This is a genomic window from Streptomyces sp. RKAG337 (assembly GCF_023701715.1).
Lineage (GTDB): Bacteria > Actinomycetota > Actinomycetes > Streptomycetales > Streptomycetaceae > Actinacidiphila.
Genome location: NZ_JAJOZA010000001.1, coordinates 4825020 through 4844021 on the forward strand (window position 1 = coordinate 4825020; position 19002 = coordinate 4844021).

Annotated in this window: 13 protein-coding genes; 1 reads left to right on the forward strand and 12 read right to left on the reverse strand. The window is 73.3% G+C overall.

All coding sequences use genetic code 11. The annotated features are described in order from the left end of the window. Both LNW73_RS21410 and LNW73_RS21415 read right to left on the reverse strand, forming a co-directional pair. The gene (locus LNW73_RS21410; RefSeq protein WP_250991000.1) at window positions 1–3318 is read right to left on the reverse strand and encodes an ABC transporter permease; all 3318 of its coding nucleotides are present in this window, start codon (window positions 3316–3318) and stop codon (window positions 1–3) included. A 157-nt stretch (window positions 3319–3475) separates the two neighbouring features. Continuing rightward, window positions 3476–3880, reverse strand: coding sequence for a globin (locus tag LNW73_RS21415; protein WP_250975949.1), 405 nt, complete (start codon window positions 3878–3880; stop codon window positions 3476–3478). A gap of 258 nt (window positions 3881–4138) precedes the next feature. On the opposite strand from LNW73_RS21415, the gene LNW73_RS21420 reads away from it, so the two are divergent. Further along, window positions 4139–5314 (forward strand): methyltransferase domain-containing protein, encoded by a 1176-nt coding sequence (locus tag LNW73_RS21420; RefSeq protein ID WP_250991001.1) that lies wholly within the window; start codon window positions 4139–4141, stop codon window positions 5312–5314. 38 nt (window positions 5315–5352) lie between these two features. On the opposite strand, the gene LNW73_RS21425 is transcribed toward LNW73_RS21420, so the two are convergent. From LNW73_RS21425 to LNW73_RS21470, 10 genes are all read right to left on the reverse strand, one after another. Continuing rightward, the gene (locus tag LNW73_RS21425) at window positions 5353–6249 is read right to left on the reverse strand and encodes an FHA domain-containing protein (RefSeq protein ID WP_250991002.1); all 897 of its coding nucleotides are present in this window, start codon (window positions 6247–6249) and stop codon (window positions 5353–5355) included. A 32-nt stretch (window positions 6250–6281) separates the two neighbouring features. After that, window positions 6282–7625: a vWA domain-containing protein gene (locus LNW73_RS21430; RefSeq protein ID WP_138355100.1), complete on the reverse strand. Its 1344-nt coding sequence runs from the start codon at window positions 7623–7625 to the stop codon at window positions 6282–6284. Between the two features lie 58 nt (window positions 7626–7683). Next, complete coding sequence (locus LNW73_RS21435) at window positions 7684–8961, reverse strand: PP2C family serine/threonine-protein phosphatase (protein WP_250991003.1); 1278 nt, start codon at window positions 8959–8961, stop codon at window positions 7684–7686. A gap of 4 nt (window positions 8962–8965) precedes the next feature. After that, window positions 8966–11557 carry a serine/threonine-protein kinase gene (locus tag LNW73_RS21440; RefSeq protein ID WP_250992993.1) on the reverse strand — a complete coding sequence of 864 codons (2592 nt, stop codon included), beginning with the start codon at window positions 11555–11557 and terminating at the stop codon, window positions 8966–8968. A gap of 127 nt (window positions 11558–11684) precedes the next feature. Next, window positions 11685–13004: a hypothetical protein gene (locus tag LNW73_RS21445; RefSeq protein ID WP_250991004.1), complete on the reverse strand. Its 1320-nt coding sequence runs from the start codon at window positions 13002–13004 to the stop codon at window positions 11685–11687. A gap of 91 nt (window positions 13005–13095) precedes the next feature. Continuing rightward, window positions 13096–14103 carry a glutamate ABC transporter substrate-binding protein gene (locus LNW73_RS21450; RefSeq protein WP_250980167.1) on the reverse strand — a complete coding sequence of 336 codons (1008 nt, stop codon included), beginning with the start codon at window positions 14101–14103 and terminating at the stop codon, window positions 13096–13098. Window positions 14104–14141: 38 nt separating this feature from the next. Next, entirely contained in the window at window positions 14142–15602 is a 1461-nt protein-coding gene (locus LNW73_RS21455) for a hypothetical protein (RefSeq protein ID WP_308407698.1), read from the reverse strand. Window positions 15603–15846: 244 nt separating this feature from the next. Beyond that, entirely contained in the window at window positions 15847–16845 is a 999-nt protein-coding gene (locus LNW73_RS21460) for an N-acetylglucosamine kinase (protein ID WP_250975944.1), read from the reverse strand. After that, on the reverse strand, window positions 16836–18098 hold the full coding sequence (locus LNW73_RS21465; protein ID WP_250975943.1) for a 6-phospho-beta-glucosidase: 1263 nt from the start codon (window positions 18096–18098) through the stop codon (window positions 16836–16838). The genes LNW73_RS21460 and LNW73_RS21465 overlap by 10 nt, the downstream gene beginning before the upstream one ends. Continuing rightward, window positions 18095–19000 carry a carbohydrate ABC transporter permease gene (locus LNW73_RS21470; RefSeq protein ID WP_250991005.1) on the reverse strand — a complete coding sequence of 302 codons (906 nt, stop codon included), beginning with the start codon at window positions 18998–19000 and terminating at the stop codon, window positions 18095–18097. Before LNW73_RS21470 ends, LNW73_RS21465 begins: the two co-directional genes overlap by 4 nt. Between the last annotated feature and the right edge of the window lie 2 nt (window positions 19001–19002).

Here is a 19002-nt window from a genome sequence, read left to right on the forward strand (position 1 = left end):
TCAGTCCTCCCCTTGCCGGCGCAGCGCGGTGACCGGGTCGCCGCGCCGGACCGCCGTCAGGACGACCACCAGCAGCGGTACGACCAGCACGATGGCGATCAGCTGGGCCAGCGGCCCCACCGGCAGGGTGACCAGCAGTCCCGGAACGGGCTGGGACGCCTGCGCCGTCAGAACGATCAGTGGTACGACCAGCCGGGTCAGCAGCGCGCCCAGCGCCACCCCGACCACCAGGGCCAGCAGCACCAGCAGGCCCTGCTCCGCGGCCATCATCCGGGCCAGCTTGCGGCGCGGTGCCCCCAGCGCCCGCAGCACCGCGAACTCCCCGCTGCGCTCGCGGATCGCGCCGGCCGAACTGACCGCGAAGCCCACCGCCGCCAGCACGGCGGCGGCGATCACGGCGGCCGGCAGCACCGACTGCGGACCGGCGCCGAGCGGGTCGGCCCGCAGCTCCGACGCGGTCTCGTCGCGCACCAGCAGCGCGTCGATGTCGGCCCGGTCGCGCAGCGCGGCGGCGACCTTCCCGGTGGCGCCCGGCCGGGCCGACAGCCACCACTCGCTGGGCTCCATGCCGCGGCCGCCCACCGCGTTGAGCGTCCGGTTCACGGCACGCAGGTCCAGCAGCAGCGCCCCGCCGTCCTTCAGGGAGGACGGCGGCGCGGTGGTGCCGGGCAGCGCGCGGATCACGGAGGTGATGCGCACGCTCGTCTCGATGCCGTTGAGTTCGACCCGGACATCGCCGCCCACCTTGCTGCCGGTGGCCCGCAGGAAGGCGTCGGTGGCGACCCCGGCGAGCGGCGGGGCGGCCGGTTCGGCGACATGTACGGACAGATGGGCGCCCTTGGACTCCGCCAGGGTGGCCCCGGTGGAGTAGTCCACGGTCAGTGCGGAACCGGCCGCCGTGCTGGTGACGGTGCCGGCGTTCGGCTGGAGGGCGGAGTTGCCGCCGAGCGCGGCGTCGGCCCGCTGCATCTGCGCCTTCGCGGCCCAGGCCGAGCCGGCGGCGGTCGTCAGCGGGCGGACGGTGCCGTCCGCGGCGACGGTCGCCGGGGCGAGGGTGAGCCGGTGCTTCTCGACGAACTCGGGGGCCGAGTAGTCGACTTCCACGCGGGTGAGCCTCAGCGGTCCGGCCGGGGACCCGCCCGTCCGGCCCGCCGCGTCGGTGAGGTCCAGGACCAGGAGGTGCGGTTTCCCGTCGGCCGGGACCTCGCCGAGGGGGAAGGCGTACATGATGCCGTTGGCGTCCCTGAGGACCGCGGTGAGCGAGTCGAGGACCCCGCCCTGCCCGTCCGAGTCGAGCTGCGCGGTGAAGCGCAGCTGCCGGGCGGTGGCGTCGACGGGGAAGCCGCCGGTCTCCTTCGCCCCGCCGGACGGGTCGGTCCGCAGCGGCCGGAGCAGCTCCGGCAGCGGTCGGTCGGCGAGATCCTGACGGAACCGCATCATCTCGCCGGCCTTCGCCGTGTCGATCATGAGAACGGAGGCCACCCGCTGTTCGGGCAGCGTCAGTTGGGCCCGCGCCGCGGGGGCGGCGCTCGCGATGCCGGGAGTGTGTTCGTACACCCCCGCCTGTCCGAACGGCGGGGTGGTGGAGCCGGTCACCCGCAGGTCCGCGCCCACCGCGAAATCGGCCTGGTCGCGCTGGGACCGGTCCCAGCTGGCGCCCTGTCCGATCGCGAACATGCCCATGGCGACGGCCAGTACGAGCAGCAGCACGGCTCCGGCGCCGCGCCGCGGCCGCCGGGAGAGCTGCCAGCCCGCGAGGGCGAGCGACAGCCCGCTGCCCCGCGCCGCCCTGCGCTCACCGAGCCGGGCGGCCAGCGGCAGCAGCCGCAGGATCAGCACGGTGCCGGCCAGCAGGCACAGCGCGGGCGCGGCGACCAGCACCGGGTCCACCCCGAGGCTGCCGCCGGTGTCGGCGCTCAGTACCCCGCTGTCGGAGGCGCGGCGCGACAGCTGCCAGTAGGCGACCCCGGCGAGCAGCAGCAGCCCGAGGTCGGCCCCGGCCTGTACCGCGGCGGGCAGCGCCCCGCGCCGGGCGCGTGCCGAGCGCTCCTCGACGTAGCTCCCGGCGCTGCGCAGGGCCGGCACGATGACGGCGAACGCGCAGGCCAGTGCGGTTCCGGCGGCCACCCACCAGGCGGCCGGACCGATCGCGCCGCCCAGGTCGGTGCCGGACCTGGCCAGGGCGCCCTGCCCGGCCAGCAGCCGGATGACCGGCCCGGCGAGCAGCGGCGCGGCCAGCCCCGCGGGCACCGCGAGCAGCAGCGACTCGGTGCCGGCCAGCCGGGCGACGCGGCCGCGCGAGCCGCCGCGGGCCCGCAGCAGCGCGGTCTCGCCGGCCCGTTCCTCGGACAGCAGCTGGGCGACGAGCAGGAGCGCGAAAGCGGCCAGGATCAGCAGCTGCAGGGCGCCGATCAGCAGCGTCGAGCGGGTCACCAGCAGGGTGCGCTGCACCCCGGTGAGCAGGTCGGGCAGCTCGGAGGAGATCTGGATGCCGGAGTTCGCCGGGTCCTTGGCGGTGGCGTCGATGGTCCGCTGCACGTCGTCCCGCACCCCGGGGATCCCGGCCACGTCCAGGTTCCGGAAGTCGGCGGTGCTCTGCCAGGACAACTCGGCGGGCGTGAGGCGGTCGGAGGCGAAGACGCTCGGGTCGGCGAGCAGCGGCCCGTAGGTGGTGAAGGACACGGTGCGGATGCCGTGGCCGCCCATCGGGTCGAGCTGCCAGTACGGGTCGCTCCGGTCGGTCGGGCGGTACGTGCCGGTGACCTGGATGTGGAGCACCGGGCCGCCGAGCCGGCTGGTCAGATCGACCAGGGTGCCGGGCCGCACGCCCAGGGAGCGGGCCACCGGCTCGGGGACCGCCACCGGTACGACGCCGGTGCCGCGGTCGACCGCGGTGGGCCAGCCGCCCTGGACCAGCGTCACGTGCGCCCGGTCGAAGGTGGCCAGCAGCGTCAGGTCCGGGTCGGCGCCCTTGGGGGCGCCGGACGCGGCACCGCCCAGCGTGGCCGGCAGCGCGTACGGACCGGACCTGATGCTGGACCGCACCTGCGCGGGCAGCCCGTCGTACGCGCTCCCCAGGCTCTTGCGGATCCCGGCGTCCGCGGTCCGCCAGGCGTCGGCCGTGACGGTCAGCTGGACGTTGACGGTGGTCCGCGCCGCCGACTGGTGCTCCAGCGTGCGGCGCAGCCCGGCATCGCCGATGGCACCGGTGAACGCGGCGAGGGTGGCCAGCACGCTGGTGGTGAGAACCACGGTGAGCAGGGCGGCGGTCAGCAGCAATCGGTGCGCGCGGACCCGCAGAAACACAAACCCCGTCACGCCACTCCCCCGTTCGACCGCTGTTCGGATGCTCTCAAACAGATCGTGCGTGAGGAAGTGCAGAAAATTGTCGCAATACGATCGTGACCCGTTGTCCGTTGTTCGATGTCCGGTCAGCGGACGGTCACAGCACGGCTGAACGGCAACGGCGGTCCGCTCAGCCCGCGGTGTTCACCATCGACGCGGCGGCGTACACCAGGTAGTCCCACAACTGCCGCTCGTGCTCGGGCGCGAGAGCCAGATCGTCGACCGCGTCCCGCATGTGGCGCACCCACGCGTCGTGCGCGGCCTGGTCGACCTGGAAGGGCGCGTGGCGCATCCGCAGCCGCGGGTGGCCGCGGTTGTCGCTGTAGGTGCGCGGGCCGCCCCAGTACTGCATCAGAAAGAGCGTCAGCCGTTCCTCGGCGGGGCCGAGGTCCTCCTCCGGGTACATCGCCCGCAGTTCGGGGTCGGCCGCGACACCCTCGTAGAAGCGGTGCACCAGCCGCCGGAACGTCTGCTCGCCGCCGACGGCGTCGTAGAACGTCTGCTGCGGCGCCGTGTCCTGCGGGGTCTCGTTCACTCAGCTCCACCTCAAGATGTCGCACCGGCCCGGCGCCGGTCGACGTGGTCCGCGCACGGGCACCGGGGTCGCCCCCGGAAGCGTGCGGCACTCCTCCATGGTCTCAGACGACCCGGCGGAGGACCTGGGACCTACGACCCGGTGCGCGACGGGACCAGGACGGGGCCGGGACGAGGGCGGGACCAGGCCGGGACCGGTTACTGGCCGGCGCGGACGCGGGGCGTCGCGGATCGGGCCCGGCCGCCGCACAGTGGAGCTATGGAGGACGCGGACCGGAAGGAGCACCGCACCGAGGCGGCGGACGCGCTGCGCGACCTGCTGGTACGGCAGATCGTCGCGGCCGGCGGGCTGGCCGACCCCGGGTGGCGCACGGCCTTCGAACAGGTGCCGCGCCATCTGTTCGTCCCCGAGTACTACAGTCCGCGGCCCGGCGGATACGAACGGCTCTCCGCGGACGACCCCGATCCGAAGGAGCGCGCCCGCTGGCTGACCGGCGCCTACGAGGACGTTCCGCTGGTCACGCACGTACAGGACGGGAGGCTGATCTCGTCCAGCAGCCAGCCGTCGCTGATGGCCTCGATGGCCGAGGCACTGGAGGTACGGGAGGGGCGGACGGTGCTGGAGATCGGTGCCGGCACCGGCTACAACGCGGCGCTGCTCGCCCACCGTCTCGGCGACGACGCGGTCACCACCGTCGACCTGGACCAGGAGATCACCGACGCGGCCCGCGCGCACCTGGCGACGGCGGGCGCCGCACCGGCCGTCGTCACCGGCGACGGAGCGCTCGGCCACCCGGACCGGGCGCCCTACGACCGGATCGTCGCGACCTGCGAGCTGCCGTCCGTGCCGGTCGAGTGGCTGCGCCAGTGCCGCCCCGGCGGCCGGATCCTCGCGCCGTTCGCGGGCGGGCTGATCCGGCTGACCGTCACCGGCCCCGACCGTGCGGAGGGCCGCTTCCTGCGCACCGCGGCCTACTTCGTCCCGCTGCGCGGCACGGCCGCCTCCCACCGGCAGGATCCCGTACCGGACGGGCCGCACGACGGGCAGCACGACGGGTCACCGGACGCGCCGCCGGACGACGCCCCGGAGCGGGTCCGCTGGTCCGGCACGCCGCCGCGGATCCTGGAGGACGATCTCTTCCGCTTCCTGCTGACCCTGCGGACGGGCGCCCTGGAGGTCCGCTGGGCCTCCGGCGACCGCGGCGTCGCCATCACCGCCCCCGACGGCTCCAGCGCCCGCGCCGACCGCGACGGCAGGGTCCTGCTGGCCGGCCCCCGCGATCTGTGGGCCATCGCGGAGAGCGCCCACGCCCTGTGGCAGCGCGCCTCCCGGCCGGCGCGTGACCGCTACGGCCTCTCCGTCCACGGCGGCCGCCAGTGGACCTGGCTCGACGCCCCTGACGGGCCGCACGTCTGGGACGTCCCGGCCGCCTGAGGCGGCCCCGGGCGTCGTGCCGGGGGAGAAGTGACGGTTCAGCCGCGGCTGACGGTGATCGTCGTCCAGGCGCCGACGTGGACGCGGTCGCCGTCCTTCAGCGGTACCGGGAGGTAGGGCTGGATCGGGTCCGCCGCCCCGTTGACCGTGGTGCCGTTCGTCGAGTCCTGGTCGACGACGGACCAGCCGCCGTCGGGCTGTTGCACCAGAACGGCGTGCTGGTGCGAGACGCCCGGGTCCTCGGGGGCGCGGGACAGGTCGATGTCGGGAGCCTCGCCCGTGCTGTGCCGGCGGCGGCCGATGGTGATCTGGTTGCCGAGCAGCGGCAGCCGCAGTTCGGGGGAGTACGACGGGAAGTACAGACCGGTGGCGTCGGGTCCGCTGCGGGCCATCATCGCGGTGAAGTAGTCGCGGTCGGCGGCCACGGTGGCGGTCCAGGTCGTCACCTCGGGCGCGATCGGGGCCACCACCGGCTCCGCGACGGGCTCGGGCCGGGACGGCGCCGACGGGGTGGAGGGCGCGCTCGGCGGCGTCAGCAGGAAGTCGCCCGAGCCGCCCGGGATGATCGCCTCCGGAGCCAGCGGCTCCGCAGGGCGGTTCATCTGGGACGGGCGCGAGCGCTGCGACTCGTACCGCTGGTAGGGCGGGAACCCCGGCGAGGGCGGGGAGGGCGGGGCGACGAAGGTGGTGGCGGTGTGCGTCTGGAAGTTGTAGCGGCACTCCTCGCAGAACAGCGCCAGCCCCTCCCGGGGCGTACCGCAGGCCGGGCACGGCTCGGCCGCCGCCGTCGCGTCCGGATCGTAGCCGGACCTCACCGGCCCGGCGGGCCCGGAGGCCGCGGAGGAGGACGGCACGGCGGGTGCGGACATGCGGTGGCCGCACACCTCGCACCAGTCGTCGGTTCCCGACTGGTGACCGTTCGGACAAGTCGACATACGGCTGGCTCCCCCTCCGCCTGCGAGCGCGGCTACTTCTTGACGCGGACGGTTTTCGTCGACCGCGTCTCCAAGGTCATCTCGTCGGCGTCCGCGACCCGCGCCTTCAGCCGTACGGTACCGCTCGGCGCGTCGACCACGTCGACCACCTTGGCCAGCAGCTTCGCGGTGTCGTCATTGCCCGAGGCGCTCGCGAGCTGAACGGCGCGGCCCAGCTTCGCGGTCGCCCCGTCGATGTCGCCCGACTTGCGTGCTTCCAGGCCCTCCTGGATGACGGAGGCGAGCTCCGCCTGGCCCGTGTAGTGCGCGACCTGCGGGTTGATCCGGGTCGAGGCGGCCATGTCGTCCGTCCACACCGCCCGCACCAGCCCCTGGGAGAGCACCTGGGAGGTGCCGTCCGGCTGCGGCAGGACCAGCGACAGACGGGCGGCGAGCATCTCCTGGCCGACACCGGCGTTCGGGACCTGGACGCACACGTGGTAGTCGCGGGACTCGTCGCCCCAGGAGCCGGTGGGGTAGTCGCCGGCCCGCGGACCGGCCTCCGTACGGCGTGCCGTCAGGTCCTCGACCGTCGGCGCGACCTGCTTCACGAACTTGATCTCGGAGCCCTGCGGGGTCCACAGCCGCAGACCCACGTCCGCGACCTCCTTGCCCATCGCGGTCTCCATCATCGCCTGGAAGTCCGCCTTCAGCCCGGCCGGGTCGGCGACGATGTCGACGGAGCCGAGCATCGCGGAGGCGATCCCGGTCAGCTCCTTGACCTCCCAGTCCGTCCCCACGCCCCGCGCGTCACAGGTGAAGCGGCCGGCGCAGGCCTCCAGGGTGGCCCGCAGGTCCTCCGGCTTCTCGTGCTCGTTGCGGCCGTCGGTCAGCAGGATGCCGTGCCGGATCGGCACGTCGGCGGTCGCCAGCAGCCGGTCGGCGAGCCGCAGCCAGGTGCCGATCGCGGTGCCACCGCCCGCGGTGAGCTTGCGCAGCGCCTGCTTGGCCTGGCCGCGGGTCTGCGCATCGGCCACCGCGAGACCGCCGTTGGCGGGGTAGACCTCGCGGGCCTGATGGGTGCCGCCGACCACGGCGAAGGCCACCCCGTCGCGGATCGTGTCGATCGCGGCGGCGGTCGCGTCGCGGGCGTTGCGCATCTTCGTGGGCGGATAGTCCATCGAACCGGAGCAGTCCACCATGATCACCACCGCTCCGCCCGGTGCGCCGTCGGTGGCGTAACCGGGAGCCGCCAGCGGGTGACCGCCGGAGGTGCCGCCGCCGGTCGACGTCACCGTGACGATGGCATTGACCTCGCGGCCGCCCTCGGGCAGGTACTCGTTCTGATAGATGTCGACCGAAAACTGCGGCACGTTCGACTTGGAGAAATTGGCCATCGCGTGAGCTCCTCGCGCTCCTCAGTCCACAAAGACATCCCCCGGAGAGGGACCGGTTCTACGCAGGTTCGGATCCTGCCCGCCCCACCGTGGCCGGGAACGGAAGTACGGCGACTGTTACGTTGTCGTGGCCCCCGCCGTCGAGCGCCACCCCCACCAGCGTCTGCGCGCAGTGCAGCGGCCGGGTGCGGGCGTCGGCCGGAACCACTGCCGCCAGTTCGGCCGCGGACTCGGCGTAGTTCCACAGCCCGTCGGTGCACACGACCACTACACCCGTTCCCTCCGGCTGGAAGGAAGCGGTGTGCGGATCGATTTCGACGGCGTCGGCGCCGAGCCAGCCGGTGATCGCGTGGGCGCGCTCGTCCGCGTACGCCTCGGCCTCCGACATCAGCCCCGCCGACACCATCCGGGCCGCCCACGAGTCGTCCTCGGTGAGGCGGGCGGACGGGGTGCTCCGGTCGTCCGGGACCCAGTACGCGCGGCTGTCGCCGATCCAGCCGACGGTGAAGACCGGGCCCGCGGCGACGGCGCTCACACAGGTGCAGGCCGGGGCGTTGTGGTGCGGGCCCTGCCGGCCGTCGTCCTCGTCGGCCAGCACCGCCACCGCGTGGGCCGCCGCCAGCAGGGCGTCGTGCATGGCCTGTTCCGGCGGACTGCCGTGCTCCAGCGCGTCGAGCAGCTTCTCGCTGCCCACCGCGGCGGCCGCCGCCGAGGCGTCGTCGGGGCGGTACGCCGACGAGACGCCGTCGCACACCACCGCGATGACCGCGGGTGTCCCGTCCGGCAGCGACGTCGCGGCCACGGCGAACGCGTCCTCGTTGCGGTGGTGCCGCAGACCGCGGTCGCTGACCGCGGCCACGCCTTCGAGTTCGCGCTCCTGGTGGTCGCGCAGTCGCGGCTGCGCGTGCCCGCAGTGTTCGCAGTATCCGTCGGCGTCGACTCCGCCGACCCCGCACGCCACACAGGTCCGCCCCTGCGGGGCCGGTCCCGCGAGCAGTTCCTCGCGGGGGTCGGTGACCTCCGCGGCGGGCTGCGGCGCGGCGGGGGCGTCAGCGCTCGCCGGCCGTCCCGGTGCGGACTGCCCGGGGACCCCGGCGGGGCTCTGCGGCGGGGCGAGCGCGAAGGGATCGGTGAACTCACCGTTCCCCGCGCCCGCCGCCGCCGAGCCGTTGCCGGAGGACCCGGTTCCGGGCAGGTCGGCGCCCGCGGCGGGGAGCGGCGCGGTCACGTCCGTGCCGCATACGCCGCAGAACCTGTCGCCCTCCTCCAGCGGTTCCGCGCAGCTGGGGCAGCTGATCGACTGAGCTGACTGGGCCGACTCCGGCAGTCCTGGCATTCGGTTACACCCACGTCCGGGGGCGGAAACGGTTGGCCCGCTCCACCAGTTCGATCCTTGTGCGGTCCTTCTGGGCCAGCCGGGCCAGCACTCGGTACGAGCGCTCCAGGCCGAAGCGCAGCCCGCGTTCTTCCAGGGCGCTGCCCAGCAGCACGGGACGGGCGCCGGCGGCGGGCTGCGTGCCCTGCCCGCCGGCCAGCACCCAGTCGAGCGCGCTGCCGAGCACCTCGGCGGACAACTGCTCGCGCCGGTCGGCGTCGAGGCCCTGCTGCTGCAACTGCTCGACCTGCCGGCCGGCGGCCGTCAGATCGTCCAGCAGCGGTTCGTGCGGGGACCGGTCGCGCAGCCGGGCCCTGATCGCCGCGACCCGTGCCGCCGTGAAGTGGATCGACGACTCGGGCACCGACTCCAGGACCTGTACGGCACCGGGCCGGTCGCCCGCCGCCAGCCGCACCCGGGCCAGCCCGAAGGCGGCGCTGACGTAGCTCTGGTCGGTGCTCCACACCAGGCGGTAGTACTCGGTCGCGTTGTCCAGCTGGCCCAGCACCTCGGCGCAGATGCCCAGCGCGAGCTTCGGCGCGGACTCGCCGGGGAAGGCGTCGTAGACCGCGTCGAAGGAGAGCGCGGCCGTCTCGTGGTCGCCGGTGGTCAGCGCGGTGAGGCCGCGGTGCCAGACGACGCGCCAGTCCTCCAGGTCGTCGTCCGCCAGCCCCTGCAGCACGAGCAGTGCGGTGCCGCCGTCGCCCAGTTCGAGCCGGGCCCGCAGATCGCGCAGCCGACGCTCGACCGACTCGACGGGGGAGGACTGCAGCGCCGAGATCAGTTCGGCGGGCGCCGCGGACGACAGACCCGCCAGGAAACCGGCGTTCGGGTCGGACGGGTCCACGTGCGGCACGGGCAGCGCCAGTACGGCGGCGGGTGCGTCGAGCCGGGTGACCGACGGGAAGCCGAATCCGTTCCCGTCACCCGCCGGTCCCGCCGCACCCGGCAGGGCGGCCGGGGCGATGGGCACCGTGCCGACGACGGTCGCGCTGTACGGGAGGGGAGCGCCGGGCGGCAGAGCGGGCGCGCCCGGAGTGCCCGCCAGGGCTCCCTGCTGGGCGCCGCCCTGCGGGGGGATGAACGCGGGCGGCGCGCCGTTCACGCCGTTGGCGGCGCCCGCGCCGGGCTTGCGGCGGCGGTCCGCGCCGAGCCGGGACGCGTCGCCGGGCAGCGGGTGCACCAACTCCGTGTCCACCACCCGGATCTCCGGCCCGAAGAGGGTGGACAGCGCGGGCCGCGGCTTGCCGGTCTCGAGCGCCACGACCTCGCGCAGCACGCCCAGCAGCTGGTCCGACATCTCCTCGGCGGACGCGAAGCGCTTGTCCGGGTCCGGGTCGGTGGCGCGCACCAGCAGCCGGTAGAAGGACTCGTAGCGGGAGAAGACCTCGATGTTGTCGGGGTCGGGCAGGCTGTCGGCGAAGACGTTGGTGTAGCCCTGGAAGTCGAAGGTCAGCACGGCCAGGGTGCGCGCGACGGTGTACAGGTCGGAGGCGACGGACGGGCCCAGCTCGGCGACCTCCGGGGCCTGGTAGCCGACCGTGCCGTAGATCGCGCTGTCGTTGTCGTCCATCCGGCGGACCGCGCCCATGTCGATCAGTTCGAGGCGGTCCTCCTGCTGGATGGCGTTGTCGACCTTGAAGTCGCAGTACAGCAGGTTGCGGCTGTGCAGATAGCCGAGCGCGTCCAGCGCCTCGATGGCGTACGCGATGGCCGTCGCCACCGGCAGCGGCGCGCGCTTGCCGTCGGGACCGCGCCGGTCGTTGGCGATCTCCTTGAGCGACTTGCCGCCGACGTAGGCCATCACGATGTAGCCGTCGAGGGTGCCGGACCGCTGGTCCAGGTGCTCCACGAAGTTGTAGATGCGGACGATGTTCGGGTGCTCGATCTCGGCGAGGAACCGCCGTTCGGAGACGGCCGCGGCCAGCGCGTCCTCGTCCCCGGTGTCCAGCAGGCCCTTGAGCACCACCCAGCGGTCGGAGACCGCGCGGTCCACCGCGAGGTAGATCCAGCCGAGCCCGCCGTGCGCCAGGCAGCCCACGACCTCGTACTGGCCGCGCACCACATCGCCGGCCCGCAGCTTCGGCGAGAAGGAGTACGGGTGCCCGCACTTGGTGCAGAACCCCTCGGTGCGGCCCGCCTTGTCACCGCGGCTGCGGCCCACCGGCGCCCCGCAGTCGCCCTTGCTGCAGAACCGCTTGCGCTCGGGGACCTGCGGGTTGTCCAGGACGGCCGCGGCCGGATCCGGTCGCGGGATGGGCGGTACGGAGACCAGGCCGGCGCCGAGCTTGCCGCGGGTGGAGCCGCTGCCGGCGCTCCGGGAGCTGCGCACCGACACCGAACGCCCGGTGGTGGAGCCGCTGAGCGCGCGGGACAGCCGCCCGGACACCGAGCGGCGCGAGGACCGCGAAGACGACTTGGACGAACGGGAGGAGTGCGCCGACGAGCGCCCCGAGTCCTGGCCGCCGCCGGCGGCCGACCGTGCCGAGCTGCTCGCCGCCGCGACGGCCACGGGGGCGAGCCCGCAGGTGTCGCAGTACAGCTCGCCGCCGCCCATGTCCTCCAGAGCCCCGCCGCAGCCGGGCCGTTGGCACTTGCTCACGGTGTCCCCCCTCGTTCACTCGTGCGGCCGCCCGGCGACCGTCCAGCCCTCTTCGGTGATCCCGTTGTCCGATGGTCCCGCATCAGCGGTCCCGCCTGTCCGCGGGCTGGGACTGCTTCGGGGCCAGTGTCTCCGCCACCGCCTGCTGGTAGCGCAGCACCGTCGACTCCGCGGCCCGCAGATCGCACGGCGCGCTCCACAGCATGCGGCGCGCCTGGTCGTACCGTTCGATCAGCAGCGGATCCTCCGCCATGCCGTGCCGCGCCACCTTCGCGCGGTAGGCGTCCAGCCGGCCGCGCAGCTCGGCGCGGACCGCGAGCGGCGCGGTCACCGCCGTCAGGGAGTCGCGGGCCCGCAGCAACTCGTCGTCGGCGTGCTGCTCCAGGCCGTCCAGCAACGGCGACAGCCGGTGCCACTGACCCGTCCTGTGGTAGTCGTCGGCCGCGGAAAGCCGCTCGTGCAGCGCGGACGACGGGCCACTGACCGCGGGCACCTCCGACGCCGCTATCTTCGCCAGCACCTCGACGCGCGCGCTGCGCGCCTCGGTGAGGGTGCGGTCCGCCCGGGACAGCACGTCCCGCAGATGCAGCAGCCGCTGGTCGGCGTCGTCGCGCACGTGCAGCACGGCGTCGACCTCGCGGCGCAGCTCCTCCAGCCGGCGGCCGGCCTGCTCGTAGCGGGCGGTGTCCGCGCGGCCCGGCTTCGGCTCCGGCAGCCAGAACGCCAGCGGGTCGGAGACCACCTGGGCGCGCAGCGCTGCCAGATCGGTGATGAGCCGCTCCAGCTCGTCCCCCGAGGGGTGGGCGCCGGGGCGCACCCCCACCGAGTGGGCCAGCGAGCGGACCCGCTGCACGTCCGCGGCGAGCAGATCGATACGGGCGGGCAGCGCGGACCAGACGGAGTCGGCGCCGGCGACCATCGTCATGGCCTGCTCGTACCAGCCGTTCATCCGGTCCAGCAGCTGCTCCAGGCTGAACCGTTCGGTGAGCACGGCGGGGCCGGTCAGACTGCGGGCGGCGTCCGGGACCGCGCCGCCGGACACCGTGACGCCGGTGCCGCGCAGCAGTTCGGTGAGGGAGTTCAGATCGGTCTGGGTGGGCCAGCGGCGGCGGCCGCGCAGCTCCCGCGCGGAGTTGAGGGCAGCGGTGTACGCCTCGAAGTGCGACCACAGCAGGGTGATCGCCGAATCCGTCTCGGTCCAGCGCTCCTTGGTGACACCCGTCAGCTCGGCGCCTTCGAGCAGCCTGCGGCCGGAGTGGTCCTGGAGTGCGAGCAGCGAGGACTCGATGGCCTCGTGGTCCGCGCCGAGCCGCGCCAGGGCACGGTCGACCTCGTCCCGGCCCATCACCGGCCCGGACGGTCCCTCCACCGACCTCCGGCCGGGAGGTGCCCCCTCCGCCATCGAACCTTCTTTCCCGTAACCGGCACGTCGTGTGCGGAGCTCAGTCCTGCTGGGTCGGCCCTGGTGTTCCCGGCCCTGGTGGCCCGGTGGTTCAGTTCTTGTAGAGCGGTGCGGGCGGTCCGGTCACATCCGGCAGCTTGGCGGCCAGCCAATGACGGTACGCCTGCATCCAGGGGCTGTTGACGCCGCCGCTGCGGTAATCCTCCAGCACCTTGTTGACGCGGGCCACCAGATCGGTGTCCTTGAGGTTCATGGCCACCCCGTACGGCTCCGTGGTGACCTTCTGGCCGATGAGGTGCACCGAGGGGTCCTGCGCGGCCTGGCCGGCCGCCAGCGCGTTGTCGGTGAACACCGCGTCCACCAGGTTCAGCTGCAGCCGCACGAGGCAGTCCAGCTGGTTCGGTACGAGGACGACCTTGGCGCCGTGCGACTCCTCCTTGAGCTTGGTCTCGCCCGTGGAGCCCTTCGCGGTGCAGACCGTCCGGCCGTTGAGGGAGTTGTCGAAGCCGGTGATGGTGGTGCCCTGCAGGGGGACGAGGAGCTGCTGTCCGGCCTCGAAGTACGCGGTGGAGAACGCCACGTCCTTCAGCCGCGAGCAGTTGATGGTCATGGTGCGCACCACCATGTCCACCTTCCCCGCCTTGATCATGGGGATGCGCTGGTCGGTCGGCACCGTCAGGTACTGGACCTTGTCCGGGTCGCCGAGGATGTCCTTGGCTATGGCGCGCACCAGGTCGATGTCGAAGCCGGTGATCTGGCCGGTGGCCGGATCGCGGAAGCCCCACAGATAGCTGTTCTGGTCCACGCCGACGATGAGCTTGCCGTGCTCCTTGATCCGCCGCACGGCGTCACCGTCCACCGCCGACGGCCGCTGACCGCTGGCCTCCGGGTGGTCGCAGGTGTCCTCCGTGGAGGCGTACTTGGCGCTCAGCACGCCCTCGGGCGTCGCCGACCGCGCGCCGTCCGGCGTGCCGGCACCGCGCAGCGGGACCGCCACCGCGGTGACGACCAGCGCGCAGGCCGCCGCCATCCCCGCGACTCCGCCCCAGCCGCGCCAACTGCGGCGCGTCCGCCGCGTCCGCGGCGTGTCCTCGCCCATGGTCCGCTTCCCTCCACCGGCCTGGCCGGTCACGCCGGTCACCGGTACTCCGACAGCCGGCGTCCGATGCCGAGCGCGGCGCCGGCCGCGGCCAGCACGGCCAGCAGCGCGGCACCCGCCGGAAGCCCGGTCAGCGCCCCGCGGCCGTCGTTCGCCGCCTGCTCGAATTCCTGCTGCTCATGGTCGACGGCCTTGCGCAGGCTGGCGTCCACCGCGTCGAAGCACTGGCCGGTGGTCGCGCTGACCACCTCGCCCTGTTGGTTCTTGCCGCCGATCACCTGAGCGACGGCGTCCGCGTAGTTGCCCTCGTTGTCGCTGGCGCGGGCCGCGGTGTGCCGACCCCGCCAGGCCTGAACGCCCTTGATCGCGTCGTTGACCGGGCCGCGGCCCGCCTCGTCGTCCGCGAGCGCCAGGGCCTGTGCCATCTCGCCGCCGACGCCCTTGGGGTCCTTGCCGGCCAGGGTCGACATGCCGCCCTGGAAGTTGGTCTCGTACGAGGCGCCGGAGCCGCGGGCGACCAGCGTCAGGTTCTCGTCGCCGCGGGCCTGCAGCACGCCGATCCGGGCGCTGTTGAGCACCTGCAGGGACTTCGCCCCGTGGTCGTACGACGTATCGAGCTGGGAGGCGGCGACCGTGTGGCCGACCACCGCCCACAGCAGCACCACCACGGAGGCCGCGCTGGCGGCCAGCATCCCCTGGTTGAAGACGCGGTTGGTGCGCCGGTACGAGCGCCGCTGGGCCCACAGCAGGGCGCCGAGCGCGATCGCTCCGAGCGACCAGGCGAGCCACGGCAGCGCCTTGGCGGAGCCGTAGTCCTCGCCGAGCCGGGCCGTCTCGGCCTTGTACAGCTTGTCGGCGGTGTCCAGCAGGCCGCCGTCCTGGCGCATCAGCTCGTTGGCGTACCGCAGGTAGGCACCGCCCACCGGGTAGCCCTGCCGGTTGTACACACCGGCGTTCGCCACCGCCTCGGTGTACCCCTTGAGCTGCTGGTTGAGCAGCGAGATCTGCTCCAGGGTCGTCGCGGACCCCTGCGCGTTCCCCGCCGCCTCGGCGATCAGCTTCGACGCCGTCCGCAGATCGGCGTCGTACCGGTCCGTGACGGACTTCGGCTGCTGGCCGCCGATGAGGAAGCCGCCGGAGGCGGTGGTGTCCGCGTCCGCCAGCGACCGGTAGATCTCGGCGGCCTTGGCGCTCAGCGGGGCGCTGTGGTTGACCACGTCGCTCGCCGCCGAGGCGCGGTCGGTGATCTGCCACGCCGTCACCGCGCCGAACGCCACGACCAGCACGGCCAGTACCGCGCCGATGATCCGCAGCCGGCCGGGCTCGGTCGTCGCGGCGGCGCGCAGCCGGTCCGCGCCCTCGCTCCAGGCCCGCCGCCGTGGCGGCGGGGGCGGCGGTGCGGCCGGCGGCCTCACGGGCTGCTGGGGAACGCGCGGCGCGGGCGGGGCACCGTAGCCCTGCGCGGCCGGGATTCCGCTCCCCGTCGGCGTTTGTGTCACTGACCCTCCCCCGGAACAACTCCCCTGCGCACGGCAGTCAAGCTCTTGGCCAGCAGTATGGCCGTAGGCGGTGTCATCCACCTAGGGATTGCGTGGATCTTGCGCGAACTGCCCGCTATGCGGCCCTGCCGTACGAACTTCACCCGTATCCCATCACGCCCGGGACCCGCGCCCGGTTCCGGGGGCGCCCGCGAAAAGCCGGACGGACCCGTGGAACGGGCCCGTCCGGCGGTCGCGGACGGCACTACGCGTAGTGCGCGCGCAGCCTGGCGTGGACCGCGGGATCCGCGGCGACGTGGTCCAGGCCGAGAAGCGCCGCGCCCAGCACCGGGGCGGCGCTCACCACACGGGTGACGGCCTTCGGCGCGCGGGCGGTGAGGCGCTCCGTGATGGCGTCCATCAGGGTCGGGTTCCCGGCCGCCATGACACCGCCGCCGAGCACCACGTCGGCCTCCTCGTCGAGCAGGCCGAGCCGCCCCAGCGCCACGGTCGCCAGCGCGACGATCTCGTCGGCCTGCCGGCTGACGATCTCCCGGGCCACCGGATCGCCCGCGTCCGCGGTGCGGAACAGCACGGGCGTCAGCTCGTACTTGCGGGACGGCGGGATGTGCTCCAGGTGCAGCGCCTCGATCAGCGCGTACATCGAGGTGAGGCCGAAGTGCGCGGGCAGCGCGACGGCCAGTTCCGTGGGGCCGCCGCGGCCGTCCTCGGCCCGTGCGGCATGGAACAGGGCCTCCTCCGCCAGACCCGATCCGCCTCCCCAGTCACCCGATATCTTGCCGATCGCCGGGAAACGGGCCGTGCGGCCGTCCGGCAGCATGCCGACGCAGTTGATGCCCGCGCCGCACACGACCGCGACGCCGCGCGGCTCGTCGACGCCCGCTCGCAGTATCGCGAACGTGTCGTTGGCCACCCGGGTGCTCAGGCTCCAGCCCTGCGCGTGCACGGCCAGTTCGAGCTGCTGCTCCTCCACGGGCAGGTCGGCGTTGGCCAGACAGGCCGAGGTGTGCTCGGTCAGCGGCCGCTCGCCCAGGGTCAGGCCGGCCGCGGCGGCGGCCCGGCCGACGATGGCCGCCAGAGCCGCGACGGCCGCGTCGACACCGACGACCGGCGGCTGGAAGCCGCCGCCGCGGGCGGTGCCGAGCACCGTCCCGTCGGCGGCCACGATCGCCACGTCGGTCTTGCTGTTGCCCGCGTCGATGGCGAGGACGCCACCCGCCACGAGCGGTTCGTTCAGGCCCACGCGAGGTGCTCCCGGTTGTGCGCGACGAGACTGTCGGTCAGCGCTTCGGCGTACTCGTACTGGCCGATGAGCGGGTGCGACAGCAGCGCCTTGAACACCCGGTCCCGGCCGCCGTGGATCGCGGCCTCCAGGGCGAGGTCCTCGTAAGCGGTGACGTTGGCGATCAGGCCCGCGTACAGCGGGTCCAGCGGGGCGACGGGCAGCGGCTCGGTGCCGGAGCCGTCCACCGTCGCCGGTACCTCGATCACCGCGTCGTCCGGGAGGAACGGCAGGGTCCCGTTGTTGTACGTGTTGACGACCTGGATGTCGCCGGTGTTCCGCAGCAGGGAGGAGGCCAGGGCCACCGCCGCCTCGGAGTAGAAGGCGCCGCCGCGCTTGGAGAGCAGCTCGGGCTTCTCGTCCAGCTTCGGGTCGCCGTACATCTCCAGCAGCTGCTTCTCCATCGCCGCGACCTCGGAGGCCCGCGACGGCTTGATCTTCTGCTCGCGCACCACCTCGTCGTGCGCGTAGAAGTACCGCAGGTAGTACGAGGGGACGACGCCGAGCCGGTCCAGGATCACCCGCGGCAGGCGGATGTCCTCGGCGATGGCGTCGCCGTGCTCCGCGAGGAGCCGGGGCAGCAGGTTCTCGCCGCCGGGCCCGCCGAGGCGGACCCCGCGCTCCCACGTCAGGTGGTTGAGGCCGACGTGGTCCAGGTGGACCTCTCCGGGCGCGACGTCGAGCAGCGCGGCGAACTTCCGCTGGAAGCCGATCGCGACGTTGCACAGGCCGACGGCCTTGTGACCGGCCTGCAGCAGGGCGCGGGTCACGATGCCGACCGGGTTGGTGAAGTCGATGATCCAGGCGTCGGGCGCCGCCCTGCGGACCCGCTCGGCGATGTCGAGCACGACCGGGACGGTGCGCAGCGCCTTGGCGAGGCCGCCGGCCCCGGTGGTCTCCTGGCCGACGCAGCCGCACTCCAGCGGCCAGGTCTCGTCCTGGTTGCGCGCGGCCTGTCCACCGATGCGCAGCTGGAGCAGTACCGCGTCGGCGCCGGCGACGCCGGCCTCCAGGTTCGCGGTGGTGGTGACCTTTCCGGGATGTCCCTGCTTGGCGAAGATCCGCCGGGCGAGTCCGCCGACGAGTTCGAGGCGCTCGGCGGCCGGGTCGACCAGCACCAGCTCCTCGATCGGCAGCGTGTCGCGCAACCGCGCGAAACCGTCGATGAGTTCGGGGGTGTAGGTCGAGCCACCGCCGACAACTGCCAGTTTCATCCCTTGACTCCAGTCAGGGTCACGCCTTCGATGAAGGCCTTTTGGGCGAAGAAGAAGACCACGATCACGGGAGCCATCACCAGAACGGTGGCGGCCATCGTGAGATTCCAGTTGGTGTGGTGGGCGCCCTTGAACGATTCCAGGCCGTAGCTGAGGGTCCAGGCGGCCGAGTTGGAGCTGGCGTAGATCTGCGGGCCGAAGTAGTCGTTCCAGCAGTAGAAGAACTGGAACAGCCCCACGGCGGCGATCGCCGGCTTGATCATCGGCACGATCACGGTGAGGAGCGTGCGCAGCTCGCCGCAGCCGTCGACCTTGGCGGCCTCCGTGTACTCCTTCGGGATCGTCAGCAGGAACTGCCGCAGCAGGAAGATGGTGAACGCGTCACCGAACGCCATCGGGATGATGAGCGGGTACAGGGTCCCGTCCATGCCCATCTGCCGGGTCCAGAACAGGTACATCGGAATGATGATGACCTGGGGCGGCAGCATCATCGTCGAGATGACCAGCACCATCACCAGATTGCGGCCGCGGAAGCGGAACTTCGCGAGCGCGTAGGCGACGGGCAGGCTGGACACGACGGTCAGCACCGTGCCGGACACCGCGTACACCAGGGTGTTGCGCCACCAGGTGAGGAAGCCCGGGGTGTCCCAGACCTGCCGGAAGTTGCTCCACTGCCAGTCGTGCGGCCACAGGTCGCGGCTGAGCGCCTGGTTGTCGCTCATCACGGCCGTCAGGAAGACGAAGACGAACGGCAGGACGAAGAACAGCGCCGCCGCGAGGCCGAGCGAGTGCACCGCGATCCAGTGCAGTACGTCCTTGCGCTTCGCGGTCCGTCTGGCCGCCACCGCGGTGACGTGCGGGGCCGGCGCCTGGGTCGGCGGGGCGAGAGTTGCGTGGGTCATGA

Coding starts and splice junctions, on each gene's coding strand:
- LNW73_RS21450 (WP_250980167.1), bottom strand. CDS start 14,103: ATGGGCGAGGACACGCCGCGGACGCGGCGGACGCGCCGCAGTTGGCGC.
- LNW73_RS21425 (WP_250991002.1), bottom strand. CDS start 6,249: ATGTCGACTTGTCCGAACGGTCACCAGTCGGGAACCGACGACTGGTGC.
- LNW73_RS21440 (WP_250992993.1), bottom strand. CDS start 11,557: ATGGGCGGCGGCGAGCTGTACTGCGACACCTGCGGGCTCGCCCCCGTG.
- LNW73_RS21465 (WP_250975943.1), bottom strand. CDS start 18,098: ATGAAACTGGCAGTTGTCGGCGGTGGCTCGACCTACACCCCCGAACTC.
- LNW73_RS21435 (WP_250991003.1), bottom strand. CDS start 8,961: ATGCCAGGACTGCCGGAGTCGGCCCAGTCAGCTCAGTCGATCAGCTGC.
- LNW73_RS21445 (WP_250991004.1), bottom strand. CDS start 13,004: ATGGCGGAGGGGGCACCTCCCGGCCGGAGGTCGGTGGAGGGACCGTCC.
- LNW73_RS21470 (WP_250991005.1), bottom strand. CDS start 19,000: ATGACCCACGCAACTCTCGCCCCGCCGACCCAGGCGCCGGCCCCGCAC.
- LNW73_RS21430 (WP_138355100.1), bottom strand. CDS start 7,625: ATGGCCAATTTCTCCAAGTCGAACGTGCCGCAGTTTTCGGTCGACATC.
- LNW73_RS21420 (WP_250991001.1), top strand. CDS start 4,139: ATGGAGGACGCGGACCGGAAGGAGCACCGCACCGAGGCGGCGGACGCG.